Origin of the sequence: Blastococcus sp. TF02A-30 (genome assembly GCF_003319185.1) — a bacterium.
Taxonomy (GTDB): Bacteria; Actinomycetota; Actinomycetes; order Mycobacteriales; family Geodermatophilaceae; genus Blastococcus.
Genome location: NZ_QOHJ01000006.1, coordinates 288862 through 309767 on the forward strand (window position 1 = coordinate 288862; position 20906 = coordinate 309767).

17 protein-coding genes are annotated in these 20906 nt (G+C 74.6%); 13 read left to right on the forward strand and 4 right to left on the reverse strand.

The window, feature by feature from the left end; translation table 11 throughout:
• The first annotated feature begins 158 nt into the window (after positions 1-158).
• The 5 genes from yajC (at position 159) to DQ241_RS15345 (ending at position 6637) form a co-directional block, all read left to right on the forward strand.
• The gene (yajC, locus tag DQ241_RS15325; RefSeq protein ID WP_113831050.1) at positions 159-488 is read left to right on the forward strand and encodes a preprotein translocase subunit YajC; all 330 of its coding nucleotides are present in this window, start codon (positions 159-161) and stop codon (positions 486-488) included.
• 13 nt (positions 489-501) lie between these two features.
• Positions 502-2154: a protein translocase subunit SecD gene (secD, locus tag DQ241_RS15330; protein ID WP_113831051.1), complete on the forward strand. Its 1653-nt coding sequence runs from the start codon at positions 502-504 to the stop codon at positions 2152-2154.
• A complete protein-coding gene (gene secF / locus DQ241_RS15335; protein WP_233492462.1) occupies positions 2151-3527 on the forward strand; it encodes a protein translocase subunit SecF in 1377 nt (458 codons plus the stop codon). The genes secD and secF overlap by 4 nt, the downstream gene beginning before the upstream one ends.
• On the forward strand, positions 3524-4102 hold the full coding sequence (locus tag DQ241_RS15340) for an adenine phosphoribosyltransferase (RefSeq protein ID WP_113831052.1): 579 nt from the start codon (positions 3524-3526) through the stop codon (positions 4100-4102). Before secF ends, DQ241_RS15340 begins: the two co-directional genes overlap by 4 nt.
• Positions 4103-4195: 93 nt before the next feature.
• Positions 4196-6637, forward strand: a complete 2442-nt coding sequence (locus tag DQ241_RS15345; protein ID WP_113831053.1) for a bifunctional (p)ppGpp synthetase/guanosine-3',5'-bis(diphosphate) 3'-pyrophosphohydrolase — start codon at positions 4196-4198, stop codon at positions 6635-6637.
• A gap of 55 nt (positions 6638-6692) precedes the next feature.
• Here the strand turns inward: DQ241_RS15345 and DQ241_RS15350 are convergent, their stop codons facing one another.
• Positions 6693-7529: a peptidylprolyl isomerase gene (locus DQ241_RS15350; protein WP_113831054.1), complete on the reverse strand. Its 837-nt coding sequence runs from the start codon at positions 7527-7529 to the stop codon at positions 6693-6695.
• Between the two features lie 159 nt (positions 7530-7688).
• Here DQ241_RS15350 and DQ241_RS15355 point away from each other — a divergent pair, with 159 nt between their 5' ends.
• The 8 genes from DQ241_RS15355 to DQ241_RS15390 all read left to right on the forward strand — a co-directional run bounded on the left by DQ241_RS15355 (position 7689) and on the right by DQ241_RS15390 (position 18018).
• Positions 7689-8384, forward strand: coding sequence for an MBL fold metallo-hydrolase (locus DQ241_RS15355; protein ID WP_113831055.1), 696 nt, complete (start codon positions 7689-7691; stop codon positions 8382-8384).
• Positions 8381-9643 carry a histidine--tRNA ligase gene (gene hisS, locus DQ241_RS15360; protein WP_113831056.1) on the forward strand — a complete coding sequence of 421 codons (1263 nt, stop codon included), beginning with the start codon at positions 8381-8383 and terminating at the stop codon, positions 9641-9643. The genes DQ241_RS15355 and hisS overlap by 4 nt, the downstream gene beginning before the upstream one ends.
• The gene (locus tag DQ241_RS15365) at positions 9640-10629 is read left to right on the forward strand and encodes an aldo/keto reductase (protein WP_233492463.1); all 990 of its coding nucleotides are present in this window, start codon (positions 9640-9642) and stop codon (positions 10627-10629) included. The genes hisS and DQ241_RS15365 overlap by 4 nt, the downstream gene beginning before the upstream one ends.
• 27 nt (positions 10630-10656) lie before the next feature.
• Positions 10657-12432, forward strand: coding sequence for an aspartate--tRNA ligase (gene aspS / locus DQ241_RS15370; RefSeq protein WP_113831058.1), 1776 nt, complete (start codon positions 10657-10659; stop codon positions 12430-12432).
• A 35-nt stretch (positions 12433-12467) separates the two neighbouring features.
• Positions 12468-13559 (forward strand): alanine--glyoxylate aminotransferase family protein, encoded by a 1092-nt coding sequence (locus tag DQ241_RS15375; RefSeq protein WP_113831059.1) that lies wholly within the window; start codon positions 12468-12470, stop codon positions 13557-13559.
• 73 nt (positions 13560-13632) lie between these two features.
• Positions 13633-14964: an adenylate/guanylate cyclase domain-containing protein gene (locus DQ241_RS15380; RefSeq protein ID WP_113831060.1), complete on the forward strand. Its 1332-nt coding sequence runs from the start codon at positions 13633-13635 to the stop codon at positions 14962-14964.
• A gap of 79 nt (positions 14965-15043) precedes the next feature.
• Positions 15044-16684, forward strand: a complete 1641-nt coding sequence (locus DQ241_RS15385) for an FAD-dependent oxidoreductase (RefSeq protein ID WP_113831061.1) — start codon at positions 15044-15046, stop codon at positions 16682-16684.
• Complete coding sequence (locus DQ241_RS15390) at positions 16681-18018, forward strand: sensor histidine kinase (RefSeq protein ID WP_113831062.1); 1338 nt, start codon at positions 16681-16683, stop codon at positions 18016-18018. Before DQ241_RS15385 ends, DQ241_RS15390 begins: the two co-directional genes overlap by 4 nt.
• A 16-nt stretch (positions 18019-18034) precedes the next feature.
• On the opposite strand, the gene DQ241_RS15395 is transcribed toward DQ241_RS15390, so the two are convergent.
• The 3 genes from DQ241_RS15395 to DQ241_RS15405 are packed head-to-tail and all read right to left on the reverse strand — an operon-like array spanning position 18035 to position 20880.
• Positions 18035-18478: a CBS domain-containing protein gene (locus DQ241_RS15395; protein ID WP_113831063.1), complete on the reverse strand. Its 444-nt coding sequence runs from the start codon at positions 18476-18478 to the stop codon at positions 18035-18037.
• The gene (locus DQ241_RS15400) at positions 18475-19971 is read right to left on the reverse strand and encodes an adenylate/guanylate cyclase domain-containing protein (RefSeq protein WP_113831064.1); all 1497 of its coding nucleotides are present in this window, start codon (positions 19969-19971) and stop codon (positions 18475-18477) included. The genes DQ241_RS15395 and DQ241_RS15400 overlap by 4 nt, the downstream gene beginning before the upstream one ends.
• Before the next feature lie 54 nt (positions 19972-20025).
• Positions 20026-20880: an aldo/keto reductase gene (locus DQ241_RS15405; protein ID WP_113831065.1), complete on the reverse strand. Its 855-nt coding sequence runs from the start codon at positions 20878-20880 to the stop codon at positions 20026-20028.
• Positions 20881-20906: the final 26 nt, after the last annotated feature.

A 20906-nucleotide genomic window follows, 5' to 3' on the forward strand; every position in this document is an offset into this window, starting at 1 on the left:
ATTCGTGAAGGCCGCGGCCGTGCGCGTCCCGCCCGGTCGCTGCGCGCCGCGCACGAGACGACCCCGGCCAGACGCACATGGCACCAGACGCACCCGAGCGGGCCACTCGGTCCGCACCCACCGCGGCGCAGATCGCGCGGTAGAGAGGCACACCTGTCGTGGAGTACTTCCCCCTGATCATGCTGGCCCTGCTGGCCGTGCTGCTCTTCGTGCTGCCCGCCCGGCAGCGGAAGACGATGCAGGCCCGGGCGCAGCAGCTCCAGGAGTCGCTGACCATCGGCACGCCGGTGACGACCACCAGCGGCCTGCACGGGACCGTCGCGGCGCTCGCCGAGAGCACCGTCGACCTGGAGATCTCCCCGGGCGTCGTCGTCACCTTCGCCCGCCCGGCGATCCTGGAGATCCGCCGGCCCGCGGGCGCGGACGGCACCCCGGGCACCGACGCCCCAGGCTCGGCCGGCGAGCGCCCGGCCGACGGCACCGTCTGACCGGGGGCGCACCGTGGCCAACCGCTCGCTGCCGGCGCCGCGCTACTTCGGCGCGTTCGTCGCGATCCTCGCTTTGATCTACGGGCTGGTGTTCTTCACCGGTGACACCCGCACACCGCAGCTCGGTCTCGACCTGCGCGGCGGCACGACGGTCACGCTGACCGCGCGCACCCCGGACGGGCAGGCGCCGGCGCAGGAGGACCTCGAGCTGGCCCGCCAGATCATCGAGCAGCGGGTGAACGGCCTCGGCGTCGCCGAGGCCGAGGTGGTCACCGAGGGCGACTCGAACATCGTCATCTCGGTGCCGGGGGACGACGGCGAGCAGGCCCGCGAGCTGGGGGCCACCGCGCAGCTGCGCTTCCGCCCGGTGCTGCAGGGACCCGAGCCCGTGACGCCGGTGGAGGACCCCGCAGGCGAGGATCCCGCCGCGGAGGCGCCTGCCGCCGAAGGCACGGACGCCACCGAGCCGACCGACGCGGCCGAGCCGACCGACGCGGCCGAGCCGTCCGACGCGGCGGGCGACGGCGATGCGATCGCCGACCCCGCCATCCCCGACCCGGACGCCCCGGCCGTGACCCAGGAGGAGGCCGCGGCCGCGTACGCCACCCTCACCTGCGAGGCCGAGAACACCACGGGCGAGACCGCCCGGCCGATCGACCACGTCGCCGCGTGCAGCGAGGACGGCACGGCCAAGTACCTGCTGGGCCCCACGATCATCGAGGGCACCCAGATCGACGACGCCAGCGCCGGGACGCAGACCGCGACCGGCGAGTGGGTCGTGCTGCTGGACTTCAAGACCGAGGGCCGCAACGCCTGGGCGGAGTACACCGCGGCCAACGTCGGCAGCAACGTCGCCTTCACCCTCGACGGCCGGGTCATCTCCGCGCCGACCATCCAGGGCGCGATCAACGGCGAGACCACCATCACCGGTTCGTTCGATCAGGAGTCGGCGACCGACCTGGCCAACCAGCTCAAGTACGGCGCCCTGCCGCTGACCTTCGAGCAGGCGACCGCGCAGTCGATCTCCACCGAGCTCGGCGAGGAGCAGCTGCAGGCCGGCCTGATCGCCGGCGCGATCGGCATCGCGCTGGTCTTCCTGTACTCGCTGCTCTACTACCGGCTGCTCGGCCTGGTGATGATCGCCAGCCTCATCCTCTCCGGCGTCGTGGTCTACGGCTGCCTGGTGCTGCTGGGCCGGCAGATCGGGTTCACCCTGAGCCTGGCCGGGATCGCGGGCTTCATCGTGTCGCTCGGCATCACCGCCGACTCGTTCGTCGTCTACTTCGAACGGCTCAAGGACGAGATCCGCGAGGGTCGGACCCTCCGCTCGGCCGTGCCGCGCGCCTGGGTGCGGGCCCGCCGGACGATCCTCTCCGCCGACGCGGTGAGCTTCCTGGCGGCAGCCATCCTCTACTTCCTCGCGATCGGTGACGTGAAGGGCTTCGCGTTCACCCTGGGTATGTCGACGGTGCTGGACCTCGTCGTCGTCTTCCTCTTCACCCACCCGTTGATGGCGGTGCTGTCCCGCTACAAGTGGTTCGGCAGCGCCCGCATCTCCGGCCTCGGCAACGTCGACCGGTCGCGTACCGCGGCGGCCGCTCCGGCGGCCGACCGCCAGCTGGTCGGCGCCGGCCGGTCCGGCGCCCAGGACAGGAGCACCCCGTGACCCGCGACCCGAACGGCAGCGCGCCGACCGACGGGACCGAGGAGGTGCCCGTGGGCACCGAGGCCGACGAGCGCCGGGACGCCGGCTCGGCCGGTGCTCAGGCGGCCGCGGCGATGGGCGACGACGACCTCGCCGAGGCCGGCCTCCCGCAGGAGGGACGCCCGGGGGCCTCGCGGCCGCGCGGCTCGCTGGCGCACCGCCTGTACAACGGCGAGGCGGGCCTGGACGTCGTCGGCCGCAGCACGCTGATCTACAAGATCACCGCGGTCGTCGTCCTGCTCTCCATCGCGGCGATGGTGTTCCGCGGGTTCAACTTCGGCATCGACTTCGCCGGAGGCAACAGCTTCCGGCTGCCCGGCAGCGAGCAGCAGCTGTCCGAGGTGCGCGACGCCGCCGAGGAGGCCGGGGCCGAGGTGGCCACCGCGCAGGTGGTCGGCGGCAACACGATCCTGCTGCGCACCGGCAGCCTGGACAACGACGGCGAACGGGCGGTCGTGGAGGCGGTGGCCGGGGCCGCGGACGTCGAGCCGAACCAGGTCAGCCCCGAGTCGGTGAGCGCGGAGTGGGGCAACGACGTCACCGACCAGGCGATCGTGGCGCTGGTCGTGTTCCTGGTCGCGGTCACGCTGTTCCTGGCGATCCGGTTCCAGCTGAAGATGGCCGTCGGTGCCATGGCGGCGGTGGTGCACGACATCGTCGTCACGGCCGGCATCTACGCGCTCGTCGGCTTCGAGGTGACGCCGTCGACGGTCATCGGCTTCCTCACCATCCTCGGCTTCTCGCTGTACGACACCGTCGTGGTGTTCGACAAGGTCGACGAGAACGTGAAGGGCCTGGAGCGCACCGCCCGCATGACGTGGGGCGAGGCGGCCAACCTGGCGGTCAACCAGACCCTCATGCGCTCGATCAACACCTCGGTCATCGCGCTGCTGCCGGTGGCGGGCCTGCTGTTCGTCGGCGCCGGCCTGCTCGGGGTCGGCACGCTCAAGGACCTCGCCCTGGTGCTGTTCGTCGGCCTCGCCGCCGGGACCTACTCCTCGATCGTGCTGGCCACCCCGATCGTGGCCGACCTCAAGGAGCGCGAGCCCGAGGTGCAGGCGCTGCGCCGCCGCGTCCTGGCCCGCCGGTCGTCGGCGGCCCGCCAGGGCGCGGCCGCACCGCAGGGGCCGGTGGCCAGCGCCCGCCGCAGCCGGCGTCCCGCGGCCGGTGGCGGGGTCGCCGTCGCGGAGCTGCCCGCGGAGGTGCAGGCCGACGTCGTCGTGGAGTCGCCGTCGTCGGTGCGTCCCGAGGGTTCGGGAGCCACCGCCGCGCCGCGCCCGGGTGCCCGCCCGCAGCGGCCGGGCGGTCGGCCGTCGGGCAAGAGGCGCCGGTGAGCGCCGCCGCGGCCGAGCTGCCGATCGACGAGCTGGTCGCCTCGCTGACCGTGGACATCCCCGATCACCCCGAGCCGGGGGTGCTCTTCCGCGATCTGACGCCGGTGTTCGCCGACGGCCCGGCGTTCCGGCGGGTGGCCGAGGGTCTGGCCGCCCCCACGGACTCGGACCCGCGCGCCGCGGCGGTCGCCGCCGGAGGGTCGGGCTTCGACGTCGTCGTCGGGGTCGAGGCCCGCGGCTTCCTGCTGGCCGCCGCCGTCGCCCTGACCGCCGGTGTCGGCGTGGTCCCGGTCCGCAAGGCGGGCAAGCTGCCGCGCGAGCGGATCTCGGCCGACTACGCGCTCGAGTACGGGAACGCGACCCTGGAGCTGCACGCCGACTCGCTGCACGCCGGCCAGCGGGTGCTGGTGGTCGACGACGTGCTGGCCACCGGCGGCACGCTGGGGGCGACGGTCGCCCTCGTCGAGCAGCTGGGCGCCGTCGTCACCGCCGTCTCGGTGGTCGTGGAGCTCGCCGCTCTCGGCGGCCGGCAGCGGCTGGCGCCGCACGCCGTGCACTCGCTCTGGACCACCTGACCGGGGGAGACGCCTCCCCGCGCGTCCGCCGCACAGGTGCGGGCGCGGCTAGCATGGGGAGGGTCCTCCCTCCTCGAGCCCGCAGGAGTCGCCGTGGCCTCCGATGTAGCCGCCGACGCCGCTCCCGCGCGCCCCGGATCCGCTGGAACGCGGCCGGCTGATCCCGCCGCGCCGCCCGAGCGGCCGGCCCCGCTGCCGGAGCGCCCCGCCGTCCGCCGCCCCGACGACGTCGGGTCCGAGCCCGACTCCGAGCCGGGTGCCCCGCGGCGCCGGGTGCGTGACCGGCTGGCCCGCCGCATCGTCGCCGGCCAGCGCAGCGGGCTGGTGCGGCCGGTGCTCGAGCCGCTGGCCGCCCTGCACCGGCAGAGCCACCCCAAGGCCGATCTGGCGCTGCTGCAGCGCGCCTACGACGTCGCCGAGTCCGCGCACTCGGCGCAGAAGCGCAAGAGCGGCGACCCCTACATCACCCACCCGCTGGCCGTCGCGACCATCCTGGCCGGCCTGGGCATGGACACCACGACGCTGATCGCGGCCCTGCTGCACGACACGGTCGAGGACACCGGCGTCACCCTGGAGACGATCACCGCCGACTTCGGGCCCGAGGTGGCCCACCTGGTCGACGGCGTCACGAAGATCGACAAGGTGAAGCTGGGCGACGCCGCCCAGGCCGAGACCATCCGCAAGATGATCGTCGCGATGTCCCGCGACCCCCGGGTCCTGGTCATCAAGCTGGCCGACCGGCTGCACAACATGCGCACGCTGCGCTTCCTCCCGCCCGAGAAGCAGGAGAAGAAGGCGCGCGAGACGCTGGAGATCCTGGCCCCGCTGGCCCACCGGCTGGGCATGAACACCATCAAGTGGGAGCTCGAGGACCTCGCGTTCGCCACGCTGTACCCGAAGCGCTACGACGAGATCGTCCGGCTGGTGGCCGAGCGGGCCCCGTCGCGCGACACCTATCTGGCCGAGGTCACCGCCGGGGTGAGCGAGCAGCTCCGGGCGGCGAAGATCGAGGCGGTCGTCACCGGCCGGCCCAAGCACTACTACTCGATCTACCAGAAGATGATCGTGCGCGGCCGCGACTTCACCGACATCTGGGACCTCGTCGGCATCCGGATCCTGGTCGACTCGGTGCGGGACTGCTACGCGGCGCTGGGCATCATGCACGCCCACTGGCAGCCGGTGCCCGGCCGGTTCAAGGACTTCATCGCGATGCCGAAGTTCAACATGTACCAGTCGCTGCACACGACGGTCATCGGGCCGCAGGGCAAGCCGGTCGAGCTGCAGATCCGCACGCACGACATGCACCGCACCGCCGAGTACGGCATCGCCGCGCACTGGAAGTACAAGGAGAAGGCGCGCGCCGGCGGCAAGCCCAGCGCCGGTGAGTTCGGGGCGCCGCCCAAGGCCGGCTCGCCCGACGACATGCTGTGGCTGCGCCAGCTGCTGGACTGGCAGCGCGAGGCCCAGGAGCCCGGCGAGTTCCTCGAGACGCTGCGCTACGACCTCGGTCCGCAGGAGGTCTTCGTCTTCACGCCCAAGGGCGACGTGATGAGCCTGCCGGGTGGCGCGACGCCGGTCGACTTCGCGTACGCGGTGCACACCGAGGTCGGGCACCGCACCATCGGCGCGCGGGTCAACGGCGCCCTGGTGTCGCTGGACAGCAAGCTCAGCAACGGCGACGTCGTCGAGATCTTCACGTCCAAGTCGCCCACGGCCGGGCCGTCGCAGGACTGGCTCGGCTTCGTCGGCTCCTCGCGGGCGCGCACCAAGATCCGGCAGTGGTTCACCAAGGAGCGCCGCGAGGACGCCGTCGACGCCGGCAAGGAGGCGCTGACCCGGGCCATGCGCAAGGCGGGCCTCCCGCTGCAGCGGCTGATGGGCGGCGAGGCGCTGTCCACGCTGGCCAAGGACCTGCGCTACGCCGACGTCACCGCGCTGTTCGCGGCGGTGGGGGAGAACCAGATCTCGGCCGCGTCGGTGGTCGAGAAGCTGATGGTCGCGCTCGGCGGCACCGAGGGCGCGGTCGAGGACATCGCCGAGACCGCCATCCCCACCCGTCGGCCCACGCCGCGGCGCAGCGCCAGCGGTGACCCGGGCGTCGTCGTCCACGGGATGAGCGACGTGTGGGCCAAGCTCGCCAAGTGCTGCACCCCGGTGCCGGGCGACGACATCCTCGGCTTCGTCACCCGCGGCGGCGGCGTCAGCGTGCACCGCACCGACTGCACGAACGCCGCCGACCTGCAGCGCAAGCCCGAGCGGCTGGTCGAGGTCGAGTGGGGGTCGCAGCCCGGCGCGATGTTCCTGGTCGCGATCCAGGTCGAGGCGCTGGACCGGCACCGGCTGCTCTCCGACGTCACCAAGGCGCTGGCCGACGAGCGGGTCAACATCCTCTCGGCGTCGGTGCAGACCAGCCGCGACCGGGTGGCGATCAGCCGGTTCACCTTCGAGCTGGCCGACCCGGCGCACCTCGGCGCGGTGCTGCAGACGGTGCGCAACGTCGACGGCGTCTTCGACGTCGAGCGCGTCACGGCCTGACCCCGCTTTTCCGCGGTAAAGCGGGCCGCATCATCGCGGAAAAGCGGGGTGGGCGTCAGGAGACGACGGTCATGGAGTTGATCGTCACCGGGGTGGCGGGGGCGCCGTCGCCCTCCGGGCCGACGCCCTCGATGCCGCCCGCGGCGATGGTCTCGAGCACGCCGATCCCGGCCTCGTCGACGGTGCCGACGACGGTGTACTCCGGCGGCAGCTCGGTGTCGACGAAGCACAGGAAGAACTGGCTGCCGGTGGAGCTCGGTGCGCTGGTCTTGGCCATGGCGATCGTGCCGCGCGGGTAGGTCGTGTCGGCGCCGACCTCCTCGCCGTACCGGTAGCTGGGGCCGCCGGACCCGGTGCCGGTCGGGTCGCCGCACTGCAGCACGCCGAAGCTGGGCTGGTTCACCAGGCGGTGGCAGGGGCTGCCGTCGAAGAACTGCTGCTGCGCGAGGTAGACGAAGCTCGCCGCGGCGCAGGGGGCCTTCGCCCGGTCCAGGGTCAGCGTGAGGTCGCCCTGGTCGGTGGCCATGAGCAGGGTGGCGCTGCCCTGGGTCGGCGTCGCCTCCGGGTTCGGCGGGGTGCCGACGTCCTGGCTGTTGGGGTTGCCGGACTCGTCGGGCAGGTACTCGCAGGTGACCGTGCCGTCGGGGTTGGTGGTGCGCGCAGCGGCGCTCGTGGTGGGCGACGGGGAGGCGAGCGGGTCGGTGCCCTCGTCGTCGTCCCCGGAGAAGACGCCGGTGATCAGCAGCGCGGCACCGACGACGACCACCACGGCCAGCGCGGTGACCAGGATGCCGAGGTTGCGGCGCCGCTTCTTCGCCTGCTCGGCGCGGCGCTCCAGCTGGCGCTGCAGGTGGCGCTGCGCGGCTTCGCGCCGCTGCTTGTTCGTGGGCACGGGTCGACTCCTCGGACGTGCGGGTGCTCGGCGGGCGGCGGCACCACCGGGGACGCCGGCGGTGCGCTCGGCGCGGGTCGGCTCCGGAGTCTAGGGGCCGGGCCTGTGCGTTCCCTGGCACGCCCGGGGGCGCGGACGGGTCCCGCGTAACCTGCACGGGTGCTCATCCGCTCGTTCCCCGCCGGCGCGTTCGGCACCAACTGCTACGCCGTGGCCTCGGGCCCGGGGCAGGAGTGCGTCGTCGTCGACCCGGGGATGGACGCCGTCGAGCCGCTGGCCCGGATGCTGGCCGAGGACGGTCTCAAGCCGGTCGCCGTCGTGCTGACCCACGGCCACCTCGACCACACGTTCTCGGTGCTGCCGGTGTGCGACGGCTACGACATCCCGGCCTACCTCCACCCGGCCGACTCCGGCATGCTCGCCGACCCGGCCCGCTGGCACGGTCCGCAGCTGGCCCCGCTGATCTCCGGCGTGCGGCTGCCCGACCCGTCGGAGGTGAAGAGCCTGGACGACGGCGAGGTGCTGTCGCTGGCCGGCGTGGAGCTGACCGTGCGGCACGCGCCCGGGCACACGCAGGGTTCGGTGGTGTTCTCCCTCGACCTCGGTGAGGCCCCCGGGCTGCTGGCCGGCGACGTGCTGTTCGCCGGCTCGGTGGGCCGCGTCGACCTGCCCGGCGGCTCGTGGCACGCCATGCTGCGCTCCCTGCGCGACGTCGTCCTGCCGCTGGACGACGAGACGGTGGTGCTGCCCGGGCACGGCCCGGCGACGACGATCGGCCGGGAGCGGGCGACCAACCCGTACCTGGCCGAGGCCGCGGCGGGCGAGGGCCCGGCGCCGAAGGGGCGGGGACTGTGAGCGGGCTGACCGCGCCGAAGGGCACCTTCGACACGCTGCCGCCGGACTCGGCGCGCTTCCTCGCCGTCCGGGACACGCTCACCGCGCCGCTGCGGCGGGCCGGCTACGGCTACGTGGAGACGCCGGTGTTCGAGGACACCGCCGTCTTCTCCCGCGGTGTGGGGGAGTCGACCGACGTCGTCACGAAGGAGATGTACACCTTCGCCGACCGCGGCGGCCGGTCGCTGACGCTGCGCCCGGAGCTCACCGCCGGGCTGATGCGCGCCTTCATCGAGCACCGGCTGCACACCGGTGCGCTGCCGGTGAAGCTGTGGACCGTCGGGACGGCGTTCCGCTACGAGCGGCCGCAGGCCGGGCGGTACCGGCACTTCACCCAGGTCGACTGCGAGGCGCTCGGCGTGGACGACCCTGCGCTGGACGCCGAGGTCGTGGCGCTGGGCGTGCAGGGCTTCCGCGACCTGGGGCTGACCGACTTCGAGCTGCTGCTCACCTCGCTCGGGGACGCGACCTGCCGGCCGCAGTACCGGGAGAAGCTGGTCGCCTTCCTCGAGAAGCTGGACCTGGACGAGGAGACCCGGCGGCGCGCGGAGATCAACCCGCTGCGGGTGCTCGACGACAAGCGGCCCGAGGTCCAGGCGCAGCTGGACGACGCGCCGCTGATGGTCGACCACCTGTCGGACTCCACGAAGGCGCACTACGACGCCGTCCGCCAGCACCTCACCGACCTCGGCGTCACCTGGACCGAGGCGCCGCGGCTGGTGCGCGGGCTGGACTACTACACCAAGACGACGTTCGAGTTCGTGCACTCCGGCCTCGGCGCGCAGTCGGCCATCGGCGGTGGCGGGCGCTACGACGGGCTGTCGGCGGCGCTCGGCGGGCCGGACGTCTCCGGCATCGGCTACGCGGTGGGCGTCGACCGGACGCTGCTCGCGGTGGAGGCCGAGGGGCTGACCATCGGCGCGGTCGCCGGCGTCCAGGCGTTCGTCGTCCCGCTGGGCTCGGAGGCCAAGCAGCTGGCCGTGCGGCTGGTCGGGCAGCTCCGGCAGGCCGGCGTCGCGGCGGACACCGTGTACGGCGACCGCGGGCTCAAGGGCGCCATGAAGGCCGCCGACCGCTCGGGGGCCACGCACGTCGTCGTCATCGGGGAGCGGGACCTGGCCGAGGGCGTCGGCCAGCTCAAGGACATGCGCACCGGCGAGCAGCACGCCGTCCCCGTGGGGGAGCTGTTCGAGCAGGTTCGTGAAAGCGTGGGGGCATGAGCATGGAGCAGCGGCCGCTGGGCCGGACCGGGGCAGACGTCAGCGTGATCGGGCTGGGGACCTGGCAGCTCGGCGGGGACTGGGGCGACGTGTCCGAGGACGACGCCGCCGAGGTGCTCGACGCCGCGCTCGACGCCGGCGTGACCCTGCTCGACACCGCGGACGTCTACGGCGACGGCCGCTCCGAGGAGCGGATCCGCAAGGCGCTGGCCCCGCGCGCGGACCGGCCCTTCGTCGCCACCAAGGCCGGCCGCCGCGCCGACCCCTTCGAGGCGGCGCAGTACACCCCCGAGAACCTGCGGGCCTGGATCGACCGGTCCCGCCGCAACCTCGGCGTCGACACCCTCGACCTGGTGCAGCTGCACTGCCCGCCGACCGCGGTCTACTCCGACCAGCGGGTGTACGACGCGCTCGACTCGTTCGTCGAGGACGGCGCCATCGCGGCGTACGGGGTGAGCGTCGAGACCGTCGCCGAGGGCCTGACCGCGCTCGAGCACCCGGGCGTGGCGACCATCCAGGTCATCCTCAACATCTTCCGGCGCAAGCCGCTGGAGGAGCTGCTGCCCGCCGCCCAGCGCGCCGGCGTCGGCGTCCTGGCCCGCGTGCCGCTGGCCAGCGGCCTGCTCACCGGCAAGTACGACGAGCAGACGACCTTCCCGGCCGACGACCACCGGAACTTCAACCGCAACGGCGAGGCCTTCGACGTCGGCGAGACCTTCGCCGGCGTGCCGTTCGAGGTCGGCGTCGCCGCCGCCCGCGAGGTGGCCGAGATCGCCGGCGACGCCGTCCCCACCGCCGCCTTCGCGCTGCGCTGGGTCATCGACCAGCCCGGCGTCACCACCGTCATCCCCGGGGCCCGCAACGTGACCCAGGTGCGCGGCAACGTCGCCGCCGCGTCGATGGCCCCGCTGTCGGACTCCCAGCTCGCCGACCTGGAGCGGGTGTACGACGAGCGCATCCGCGCCCACGTCCACGACCGCTGGTAACCCACCCCACCACCCGAAGGATCTCCCGTGCTCCGCACCCACGACGCCGGAACGCTGCGCGCGTCCGACGCCGGCACCACCGTCACCCTCGCCGGCTGGGTGGCCCGCCGCCGCGACCACGGCGGGGTGGTCTTCCTCGACCTGCGCGACGCCTCCGGGTACGTGCAGGTCGTCGTCCGCGAGGAGGAGGCCCACCACCTGCGCAACGAGTACTGCGTGCTCGTGACCGGTGAGGTGCGCCGCCGCCCCGAGGGCAACGAGAACCCGGAGCTGCCCACCGGTGAGATCGAGGTGGCCACCACCTCGCTCGAGGTGCTGTCGGCCTCCGCGCCGCTGCCGTTCCCGATCGAGACCGACCAGGCGGCGTCGGACGACGTCCGCTACAAGCACCGCTACCTCGACCTGCGCCGGCAGGGCCCGGCCCGGGTGCTGCGGCTGCGCTCGGAGATCAGCCGGATCGCCCGCGGCGTCATGGCCGGGCACGGGTTCACCGAGGTGGAGACGCCGAACCTCACCCGGTCCACGCCCGAGGGCGCCCGCGACTTCCTGGTGCCGGTCCGCCTCCAGCAGGGCAAGTGGTACGCGCTGCCGCAGTCGCCGCAGCTGTTCAAGCAGCTGCTGATGATCGGCGGGCTGGAGCGGTACTACCAGATCGCGCGCTGCTTCCGGGACGAGGACTTCCGCGCCGACCGCCAGCCGGAGTTCACCCAGCTCGACTTCGAGATGAGCTTCGTCGAGCGCGACGACGTGCTCGCCGTCGTCCAGGACGTCGTGACGGCGCTGTGGCGCGAGCTGGCCGGGCACGAGGTCGGCGAGATCCCGCGGATGACCTACCGGGAGGCGATGGACCGGTTCGGGTCGGACAAGCCCGACCTGCGCTTCGGCATCGAGCTGACCGAGCTGACCTCCTACTTCGCCGGGACCCCGTTCCGCGTGTTCCAGGCGCCCTACGTCGGTGCCGTGGTCATGCCCGGCGGCGGCTCCCAGCCGCGGCGCGCCTTCGACGCCTGGCAGGACTGGGCGAAGTCCCGGGGGGCGCGCGGCCTGGCCTACGTGACCATCGCCGAGGACGGCACGCTGGGCGGCCCGGTCGCCAAGAACATCTCCGAGGCCGAGCGCGAGGGCCTGGTGGCCGCCGTCGGCGCGCAGCCCGGCGACTGCGTCTTCTTCGCCGCCGGCCAGCGCCGCTCCTCGCAGGAGCTGCTGGGCGCCGCGCGCAACGAGATCGCCAAGCGGCTGGAGCTCATCGAGCCGGGGTCGTGGTCGTTCCTGTTCGTCGTCGACTTCCCGATGTTCGAGGAGACCGAGGACGGCGACTGGACGTTCATGCACCACCCGTTCACCTCGCCCACGCCCGAGTGGCGGGAGCGCTTCGCCGAGGACAAGGGCGCGGCGCTCTCGGACGCCTACGACCTGGTGGTCAACGGCAACGAGCTGGCCAGCGGCTCGGTCCGCATCCACGACGCGGACCTGCAGGAGCGGGTGTTCGAGACGCTCGGCATGTCCCGCGAGGAGGCCCGCGAGCGGTTCGGGTTCTTCCTTGAGGCCTTCGCCTACGGCCCGCCGCCGCACGCCGGGGCCGCGCTGGGCTGGGACCGGCTGACCGCCCTGCTGGCCGGGGTGGAGTCGATCCGCGAGGTCATCGCGTTCCCGAAGACCGGCGCCGGGTTCGACCCGCTCACCGGTGCGCCCACGCCGATCACGGAGGCGCAGCGCAAGGAGGCCGGCATCGACGCGAAGCCGGAGGAGCCGGCGCTGCCCGGCGAGCCGGGGGCGCCCGGCCCGTCCGACCCGACGAAGTAGCGGCCGGCCCGGGCCGTTCCCCTTAGGGTGCGGGCATGCCGTTGCGTGCCCGCACCCTGCTCGGTCCCGGTCCCTCCAACCCGTACCCGGAGGCCACCGCGGCGCTCGGGTTCCCGCTCCTGGGGCACCTGGACCCGCTCTTCCTTCAGGTGCTGGACGAGACCTCCGACCGGCTGCGGGCCGTCTTCGGGACGGCGAACCGGCGGACGCTGCCGCTGTCGGCGACCGGCTCGGCCGGTATGGAGGCCGCGTTCGTCAACACCGTGGGCCCGGGCGACGTCGTCGTCGTCGCGGTGAACGGGCTGTTCGGGCAGCGGATGACCGACGTCGCCGCCCGGTGCGGCGCCGAGGTCGTCGCCGTCGAGCACGAGTGGGGCCGGCCGGTCGACGCCGAGCGCGTGCTGGCCGCGCACCCCGCACCGAAGCTCATCGCGGCCGTGCACGCCGAGACCTCGACCGGTGTCCGCTCCGACCTCGAGCCGCTGGCCGCCGGCAAGGGCGACGCCCTGCTGCTGGCGGACTGCGTGACCTCGCTCGGCGGCATCCCGGTGCGGCTGGACGAGTGGGGCGTGGACCTGGCCTACGCGGGCTCGCAGAAGTGCCTGGGGGTGCCCCCGGGCCTGGCGCCGTTCACCATCTCCGACCGCGCGTGGGAGCGGCGGATCGAGAAGCCGCAGAGCTGGTACCTCGACCTCGGCATGCTCGGCGGGTACGCCGGCGAGGCCGCGGGTTCGGGTGGCCGGACCTACCACCACACGGCCCCGACCGGGATGGTCGTCTCGCTGCACGCCGGGCTCGGGCGGATCCTCGAGGAGGGGCTCGACGCGGTGCACGCGCGGCACGCCGAGGCGGGCCGGCTGCTGCACGAGGGGCTGCAGGAGCTGGGTCTCGAGCTGTTCGCCGCCGAGGGGCACCGGCTCCCGGAGCTGACCACGGTGAAGGTGCCCGACGGCGTGGACCCGGCCGCCGTGCGCAAGGAGCTCCTGGAGCGCTACGACCTGGAGATCGGGGCCGGCGCGGGCGCGTACGCGGCCACCGTGTGGCGGATCGGCCTCATGGGGCCCAACGCCGCGCCGGACAAGGTGGCCCTCGTGCTGGCCGCGCTGAAGGACGTCCTCGGCCGCTGACCCGGGTCGATCATCGCCGGACGGCGGTGATCACGGGGGACCGGCGGGTGGGAGGGGTGCCAGACTGCTGCGCGTGCTGCCCAGCACGCGCTACGCCCGCAGCGGTGAGCTGTCCATCGCCTACCAGGTGGTCGGGGACGGCCCGCTGGACCTCGTCGCCGCCCCGGGCTTCATCTCCCACCTCGACTGGAACTGGCAGGAGCCCGCGCTGCGCCGGTTCCTGCAGCGCCTGGCGGAGTTCAGCCGGCTGATCCTGTTCGACAAGCGCGGCACCGGGCTGTCGGACCCGGTGCCCGGCCCGGCCACCCTCGAGGAGCGCACCGACGACCTGCGCGCGGTGATGGACGCCGCCGGCTCCGAGCGCGCCGCCCTGCTCGGCGTCTCCGAGGGTGGCGCGATGGCGATGCTGTTCGCCGCCCAGCACCCCGAGCGCACCCGGGCGCTGGTGCTGTACGGCGCCTACCCCCGCATCGTCCGCGCCCCCGACTTCCCCGAGGGCGTGGACGCCGAGGTGATGGCCGCGATGCTGAGCCGGCTGGTCGAGCGCTGGGGCGAGGGTTCCGGTCTGGGCGCGTGGGCGCCCGACCACCGCCAGGACCCCGCGCTGCGGGCGTGGTGGGGCACCCTGCAGCGGATGGGTGCCAGCCCCGGCATGGCGCGGCGCATGTTCGAGCTGTACCCGCGCATCGACCTCCGCGATGTCCTCGGGACCATCCGCGTGCCGACCCTGGTGCTGCACCGGCGCGGGGACCGGATGATCCCCCTCGGCGTCGGCCGCTACCTGGCCGAGCACATCGCCGGCGCCCGGATGGTCGAGCTGGACGGCGCCGACCACCTGTTCTTCCTCGGGGACACCGAGACGCCGCTGGCCGAGATCGAGGGGTTCCTCACCGGCAGCCGCCCGGCGCCGGACCCGGGGGGCACGGTGCTGGCCACCGTGCTGTTCGCCGACGTCGCCGGCTCCACCGAGCTGGCCGCACGGGTCGGCGACGCCGCGTGGCGCGGCATCCGGCAGCGGTTCCTCGACCTGGTCCGGGCCGAGCTGGACCGCTACGGCGGGGCGGAGGTCGACGTCGCCGGCGACGGGCTGCTCGCCACCTTCCCCGGGCCGGCCCGGGCCATCCGCTGCGCGCTGGCGATGCAGGAGGCGGCCGGTGCCGCCGGTGTGCGGCTGCGGGTGGGCGTGCACGCGGGTGAGGTGCAGCGGCTCGACGGCGGGCAGGTCGCCGGCCTCGCCGTGCACATCGGCGCGCGGGTGATGGCCGAGGCGGAGCCGGGCGAGGTGCTGGTCTCGGGCACCGTGAAGGACCTCGTCGTGGGGTCGGGGCTCGCCTTCGCCGAGCGCGGGGTGCGGACGCTGCGCGGGGTGCCGGGCAGCTGGCCGCTGTTCGCCGCGGCCGGCTGAGCGCCGTCCTCCGGCCCTTCTCAGCAGCGGCGGAACAGGCGTACGGTCCGCGCAGCCGCCCGACGGAGCGGAGGACCCCATGGGCCAGCCGGTGCTGCTCGCCGTGGACGACGACGCGCCCGTGCTGGCCGCGGTCGAGCGCGACCTGAGGTCCCGCTACGCCGAGCACTACCAGGTCCTCGCCGCCTCCTCGGGCGAGCAGGCGCTGGACCTGCTGCACCGGCTGCGGCTGCGCGAGGAACCGGTCGCGCTGCTGCTGGTGGACGAGCGCATGCCCGGCATGAGCGGCACCGAGTTCCTCACCGCGTCGCGCCGGCTCTACCCGGAGGCGCGCCGGGTGCTGCTCACCGCCTACGCCGACACCGACGCCGCCATCCGCGCCATCAACGACGCCGAGGTGCAGCACTACCTGCTCAAGCCCTGGGACCCGCCCGAGGACCGGCTCTACCCGGTCCTGGACGACCTGCTGGAGACCTGGCGGCGGCCGGCGCCGGCCGCGAACCTCCGGCTGATCGGCGACCGGTGGTCCCCGTCGACGCACGAGGTGCGCCAGTTCCTCGCCCGCAACCTGGTTCCCTACCGGTGGCTGGACGTGGAGACCGACGCGGCGGCGCGCGAGCTGCTGGACGTGGCCCGGGTGGACGCCGGCGAGCTGCCGGTCCTCGTGCTGGAGGACGGGGACGTGCTGGCCCGGCCCGACCTGCACGAGGTGGCGCAGCGGATCGGCCTGCACGTCCGGGCCGACCGGGACGCCTACGACCTGGTCATCGCCGGCGCCGGTCCGGCCGGGCTGGCCGCCGCGGTGTACGGGGCGTCGGAGGGACTGGCCACGCTGCTGCTGGAGTGCAGCGCCCCCGGCGGCCAGGCGGGGACGACCACGCGGATCGAGAACTACCTCGGCTTCCCGGTGGGGCTCTCCGGCGCCGACCTCACGCTGCGCGCGCGGGAGCAGGCGATCCGCTTCGGTGCCGAGATGCTGGTGCCGAGCGAGGCCGTCGGCCTGGAGCGTGCCGACCCGTACACCGTCGTCCGCCTGGCCGACGGCGGTGAGGTGAGCGCCTCGGCGCTGGTCATCGCCTCCGGCGTCACCTACCGCACGCTCGACGTGCCCGGCGCCGCGGCGCTGACCGGCATGGGCGTCTACTACGGCGCCGGGCGCGCGGAGGCGGTCGACCACAGCGGCGGTTCGGTGTTCGTGGTCGGCGGGGGGAACTCGGCCGGGCAGGCGGCGGTGTTCCTGTCCGCGTTCGCCGCCTCCGTCACCGTGCTGGTCCGCGGGGACGACCTGACGAGCACCATGTCGCGCTACCTCATCGACCGGATCGAGGCCTCGGAGCGGATCACCGTCGCCCACCGGACGGAGGTCGCCGGCGTGCTGGGGGAGCGGCGGGTGGAGGGGCTGCGGCTGCGGTCGGGCACGGACGAGCAGGAGGTGCCCGCCGACGCGCTGTTCGTCTTCGTGGGCCAGGCGCCGCGCACCGGCTGGCTGGAGGGTGTGGTGCGCCGCGACGAGCGCGGCTTCCTGCTCACCGGAGCGGAGCTGGGCCAGCCCCCGGAGGGCTGGCCGCTGCCGGTGCCGCCGCTGCCCCTGGAGACCTCGGTGCCGCGGGTGTTCGCGGCCGGCGACGTCCGCAGGGGATCGATCAAGCGGATCGCCTCCGCCGTCGGCGAGGGGGCGATGGCGGTCAGCTTCGCGCACGAGCGCCTGGCCGGGCGGTGACCCCGGCGCCTGCCGACGACGTGGTCGCCGCGCTGCGGTCCTCGCCGTTGCTCGCCGAGCTACCGGACCCGGTGGTGGCCGAGCTGGCCGCCGGCGGCCGGACCGTGGACGTGCCGGCCGGGGCGGTGCTCATGGCCGAGGGGGAGCCGTCGGACGCGATGGTGGTCGTCCTGGACGGTGAGCTGGAGGTCACCCGGGCAGGTGGCGGGGAGCGCGTGCTGCTCAACGTCTGCACGCGGGGGGACCTTCTGGGGGAGCTGGGCGTGCTGCAGGGCCTGCCGCGCTCGGCGACGGTGCGGGCCCGGACCGCGGTGCGCGTGCGGCAGATCGGCGCCGACGCCCTGGACCGGCTGCTCGCCCACCCGAGGACCGCGCGCGCCCTCCTGCAGGCGGTCACCCGGCGGCTGGCGCGCGAGGAGGCGCTGCTGCGCCAGCGGGAGCGGATGGCCGCGCTGGGCTCGCTGGCCGCCGGGCTGCTGCACGAGGTGAACAACCCCGCCGCCGCGGTCACCCGGGGCGCCGCCCGGCTGCGCGGCCTGCTGCCACCGGATCCGCGCACCGCGCCGCTGCGCGCCCTGGTCGCGCCGCCCGCGGCCGATCCGCTGGACCGCGCCGATGCGGCCACGGCGCTGGTCGCCGTCCTGCGGCGGACCGCGCCGCAGCTCGACCGGTCCGCCGCCGACCAGCTGGCCGGGCTCGGGGTCGACCCGGCGGCGCTGGAGAAGGTGCTGGGCGGTCTGCCGGCGGGCGAGCGGGTCGGGACCGTCCGGGCCTTCCTGCGCGACGCCGAGGTGGCCGCGATCCTGGACGAGCTGGCGGCGGGCGCCGAGCACCTGAGCCGGATCGTCAGCGGGGTGCGCCCGCTGGCGTACTCCGCCGACCAGGGCCTGACCGACGTCGACCTGCACGCCGGCCTGGAGCAGGCGCTGGTGCTGGTCCGGCACAAGATCCCGCCGGGGGTGGAGGTGGTCCGCGAGCTCGACCCGGAGGCCCGGTTCGTCCGGGGCCGCCCGGCCGACCTGGCCCTGGTGTGGGTGAACCTGCTGGACAACGCCGTCGCCGCGGTGGGGGAGCGGGGCACGATCACGCTGCGGACCCGCCCGGCCGGCGACCGGGTGGAGGTCGACGTCGACGACACCGGGCCGCCGCCGTCCCCCGAGGTGCTGGAGCGGGCCTTCGACGCGTTCTTCACCACCAAGCCGGTGGGGGAGGGCACCGGTCTGGGCCTGGCCACCGCGCTGGCCGTCGTCGCCCAGCAGCACGGCGGCGAGCTGACCCTGGGGGCGGCCGACGGCGTCACGCGCGCCCGGGTGCTGCTGCCGCGGCGCGGCTGAGGGTCCTGCGGCAGGGCTACGGGCGAGGCACCCCGGCGCGGTCGGTGCGCCGCTCGGCGAGCAGTGCCCGGCAGACACCGGGCATGTCCACCAGGCCGACCAGGCGACCGCCGGCCACCACGGGCGCGAAGACGACGTCGGCCGCCAGCATCCGCTCCGCCGCCTCGGTCACGCCGTCCTCCGGGGCCAGCAGCACCAGCGGGGGCAGCGGCAGCTCGGTGATCCGCGCCTGCTCGGGATCCCGCCCGTCGGCGACGGCCCGGGTGACGTCGCTGTCGCAGACCATGGTGACCGGTTCGCAGGTGGCTCCGTCGGCGAGCACCACGATGGCGTTGTCGTGCGACTTCTTCATCAGGTAGGCCACGGCGGCCACGTGGGCGCTGCGTTCCACGGTGGTCACCGGCGGGCGCATCACCTCGGCCACGGTCAGGTGGCCGGTGGCGGTCGTCGACGTGCTCATCGGATCTCCTTCGGGTGCGTGGCGGGGTGCGGCCGGGGCTCGGTGCGGGGACCGGGGACCTGGAGGAGGTAGGCGTCGACCGCGTCGGCCTTCCCCTTCACCTCCAGCCGGGGGGTGGGCAGCAGCGGGGCGGCGTCGCCGAGGAGCGCGCGGGTGCGGGCCCCGACGAGGACACCACCGACCGGGGCGGCGGCCTGCAGCCGCGCGGCCACGTTCACCGTGTCCCCGACGGCGGCGTAGACGACGTAGCCGCGGCCGCCCATCTCGCTGACGACCACCGGTCCGCTGTTGACGCCCACGCGCAGGCCCGGCCAGTCCGGGTGCGCATCCCGGACCTGCGCCACCTCCGCCTGAAGCGCCGCGGCGGCCGCGACGGCCCGTGCGGCGTGGTCGGGTTGGTCGCCGCGCCGGTTGAAGGTGGCGAAGATGCCGTCGCCGGTGAACTTCTCCACCTCGCCCCGGTACCGGCGGGCGACCAGCGGGGTCGCCACCTCGTAGTAGGCGCGGAGCATGGCGGCGACCTCGGCGGGGTCCCGGTGCTCGGCGTAGCTCGTGTAGCCGGCGAGGTCGCCGACCAGCACCGACACCTCCTGGCGCTGCTCGCGGGTGGCCGGCAGGTAGAGCGGCCGGAAGCGCTCCTCCCGCCACTCCCGCCGGGCGGCGACGAAGACCAGCAGGAAACCGGCCACGATCAGCGCGTGCCACACCCACCAGGACGGGTGGAACTTGCGCTCGCCGGCCGCGGCGACCCCCACGAGCGCCTCGGCCAGCAGGACGTAGCAGACGACGACGCTGAGCACGAGAAAACCCGGGTGGTCGCGGTGCACCCACCACAGGCGGGCGGCGGCGGCGACGTAGGCGAGCGCGGCCAACCCGGCGGCGATCTCCAGCGCGTCCCCGCTGGGTCCCTCACCGGTGATGACGTCGATCGGCGGCCAGTTGCCCACCGACCAGACGCCCCACAGCGCCAGCGCCCCGACGACGCCTGCCCGCAGCCACGGCCGGGCCCGCATGACCGCCGGTCCGGCCCACGGCCGCAGGTCCACGTACCCCGAGGCCAGCGCGAGCGGGGCCGCGACCAGCAGCCCGACCGTGATGGCGACGGTGAACCCCGGCAGCGACCGGCGGGTCAGCACGTCCTGCGTGCCGGCGGCGTGCAGCGCCATGAAGCCGCTGATCGTCAGGAAGGCCAGCGACAGCAGGAACACGCGGGCATCGCCGCGCCTGCGGGCCGCCTCGGCGGTGACCAGGGAGAGGCTGGCCGCGGTGGCGCCGACGACCAGGAAGAAGACGAAGTGCAGCGACGGGCTGGTCCAGTGGACGGCCGCGTAGTCGGGGCGGAGGAGGAAGACCAGCCCGGCGATCGGCAGGACCAGCGCGGCGACCACGACCGCGGCCGCCGTCGGGTGCACCGCACGGATCGCCCGCCGGCCGTCGTCGAGGCGCCGGCGGCCCGACTCGTCCTGCGCGGGGCGGAGCCCGGCCGGGTCCACCGGGTCAGTGTGCTCCCGTCGGCCGCGCGCCACCAGCGCCCTGCGGCGAGGAGCTCAGCTCGCGTCGAGGCGGGCGAGCTGGTCCGCGGTGAGCGCCAGGCCGGCGGCGGCCGCGGAGTCCTCGACCGACTCCCGCCGCGACGCCCCCGGGATGGGGACGACGACGTCGGCCTGCGCCAGGTGCCACGCGAGCGCCACCCTGTGCACCGACACGCCGAGCTCCGCCGCCACCTCCGCGAACGCCGGCGCCGTGGTGCCCAGCGAGCCGGCCGCCCCGACCCCGCCGAACGGGCTCCACGGCAGGAACGCCAGCCCGTGCCCGGCGCAGTGCGCGAGCTCGTCGGCGGAGAAGCGCCAGCCCGGGGAGAACTGGTTCTGCACGCTGACGAACGCCGGGCCGATGATCGAACGGGCGATGTCGATCTGCGCGATGTCGGCGTTGGAGACCCCGACCATCCGCACCAGGCCGTCGTCCACCAGCCCGCGCAGGGCACCCATGGAGTCCTCCCACGGCGTGGCGGGGTCGGGCCGGTGGTACTGGTACAGGCCGATCGCGTCGACGCCGAGCCGCCGCAGCGACCCCTCGCACGCCCGGCGCAGGTAGGCCGGGGAGCCGTCCAGCTCCCAGTCGGTCCCGCGTCGGGTGTGCCCGCCCTTGGTCGCCACGAGCACCTCCGGGGACCCGTGGGAGCGCAGCGCCTCGGCGACCAGCTCCTCGTTGTGCCCGAACTCGGCTTCGTCCCGCGCGTAGGCGTCGGCGGTGTCGATCAGCGTCAGGCCGGCGTCCAGGGCCGCGTGCACCACGCCGATCGCCTCGTCCCGGGGCGGGCGCCCGTCCTTCGTCGAGAGGGGCATGGCCCCCAGCCCGATGGCGCTGACCTGCACGTCTCCGATGCGTCGCTGCTGCATGGGGGGTGTCGTGCCCCGCGGGTAGC

Coding starts and splice junctions, on each gene's coding strand:
- DQ241_RS15395 (WP_113831063.1), bottom strand. CDS start 18,478: ATGAGCACGTCGACGACCGCCACCGGCCACCTGACCGTGGCCGAGGTG.
- DQ241_RS15385 (WP_113831061.1), top strand. CDS start 15,044: ATGGGCCAGCCGGTGCTGCTCGCCGTGGACGACGACGCGCCCGTGCTG.
- DQ241_RS15365 (WP_233492463.1), top strand. CDS start 9,640: ATGAGCATGGAGCAGCGGCCGCTGGGCCGGACCGGGGCAGACGTCAGC.
- DQ241_RS15375 (WP_113831059.1), top strand. CDS start 12,468: ATGCCGTTGCGTGCCCGCACCCTGCTCGGTCCCGGTCCCTCCAACCCG.
- DQ241_RS15405 (WP_113831065.1), bottom strand. CDS start 20,880: ATGCAGCAGCGACGCATCGGAGACGTGCAGGTCAGCGCCATCGGGCTG.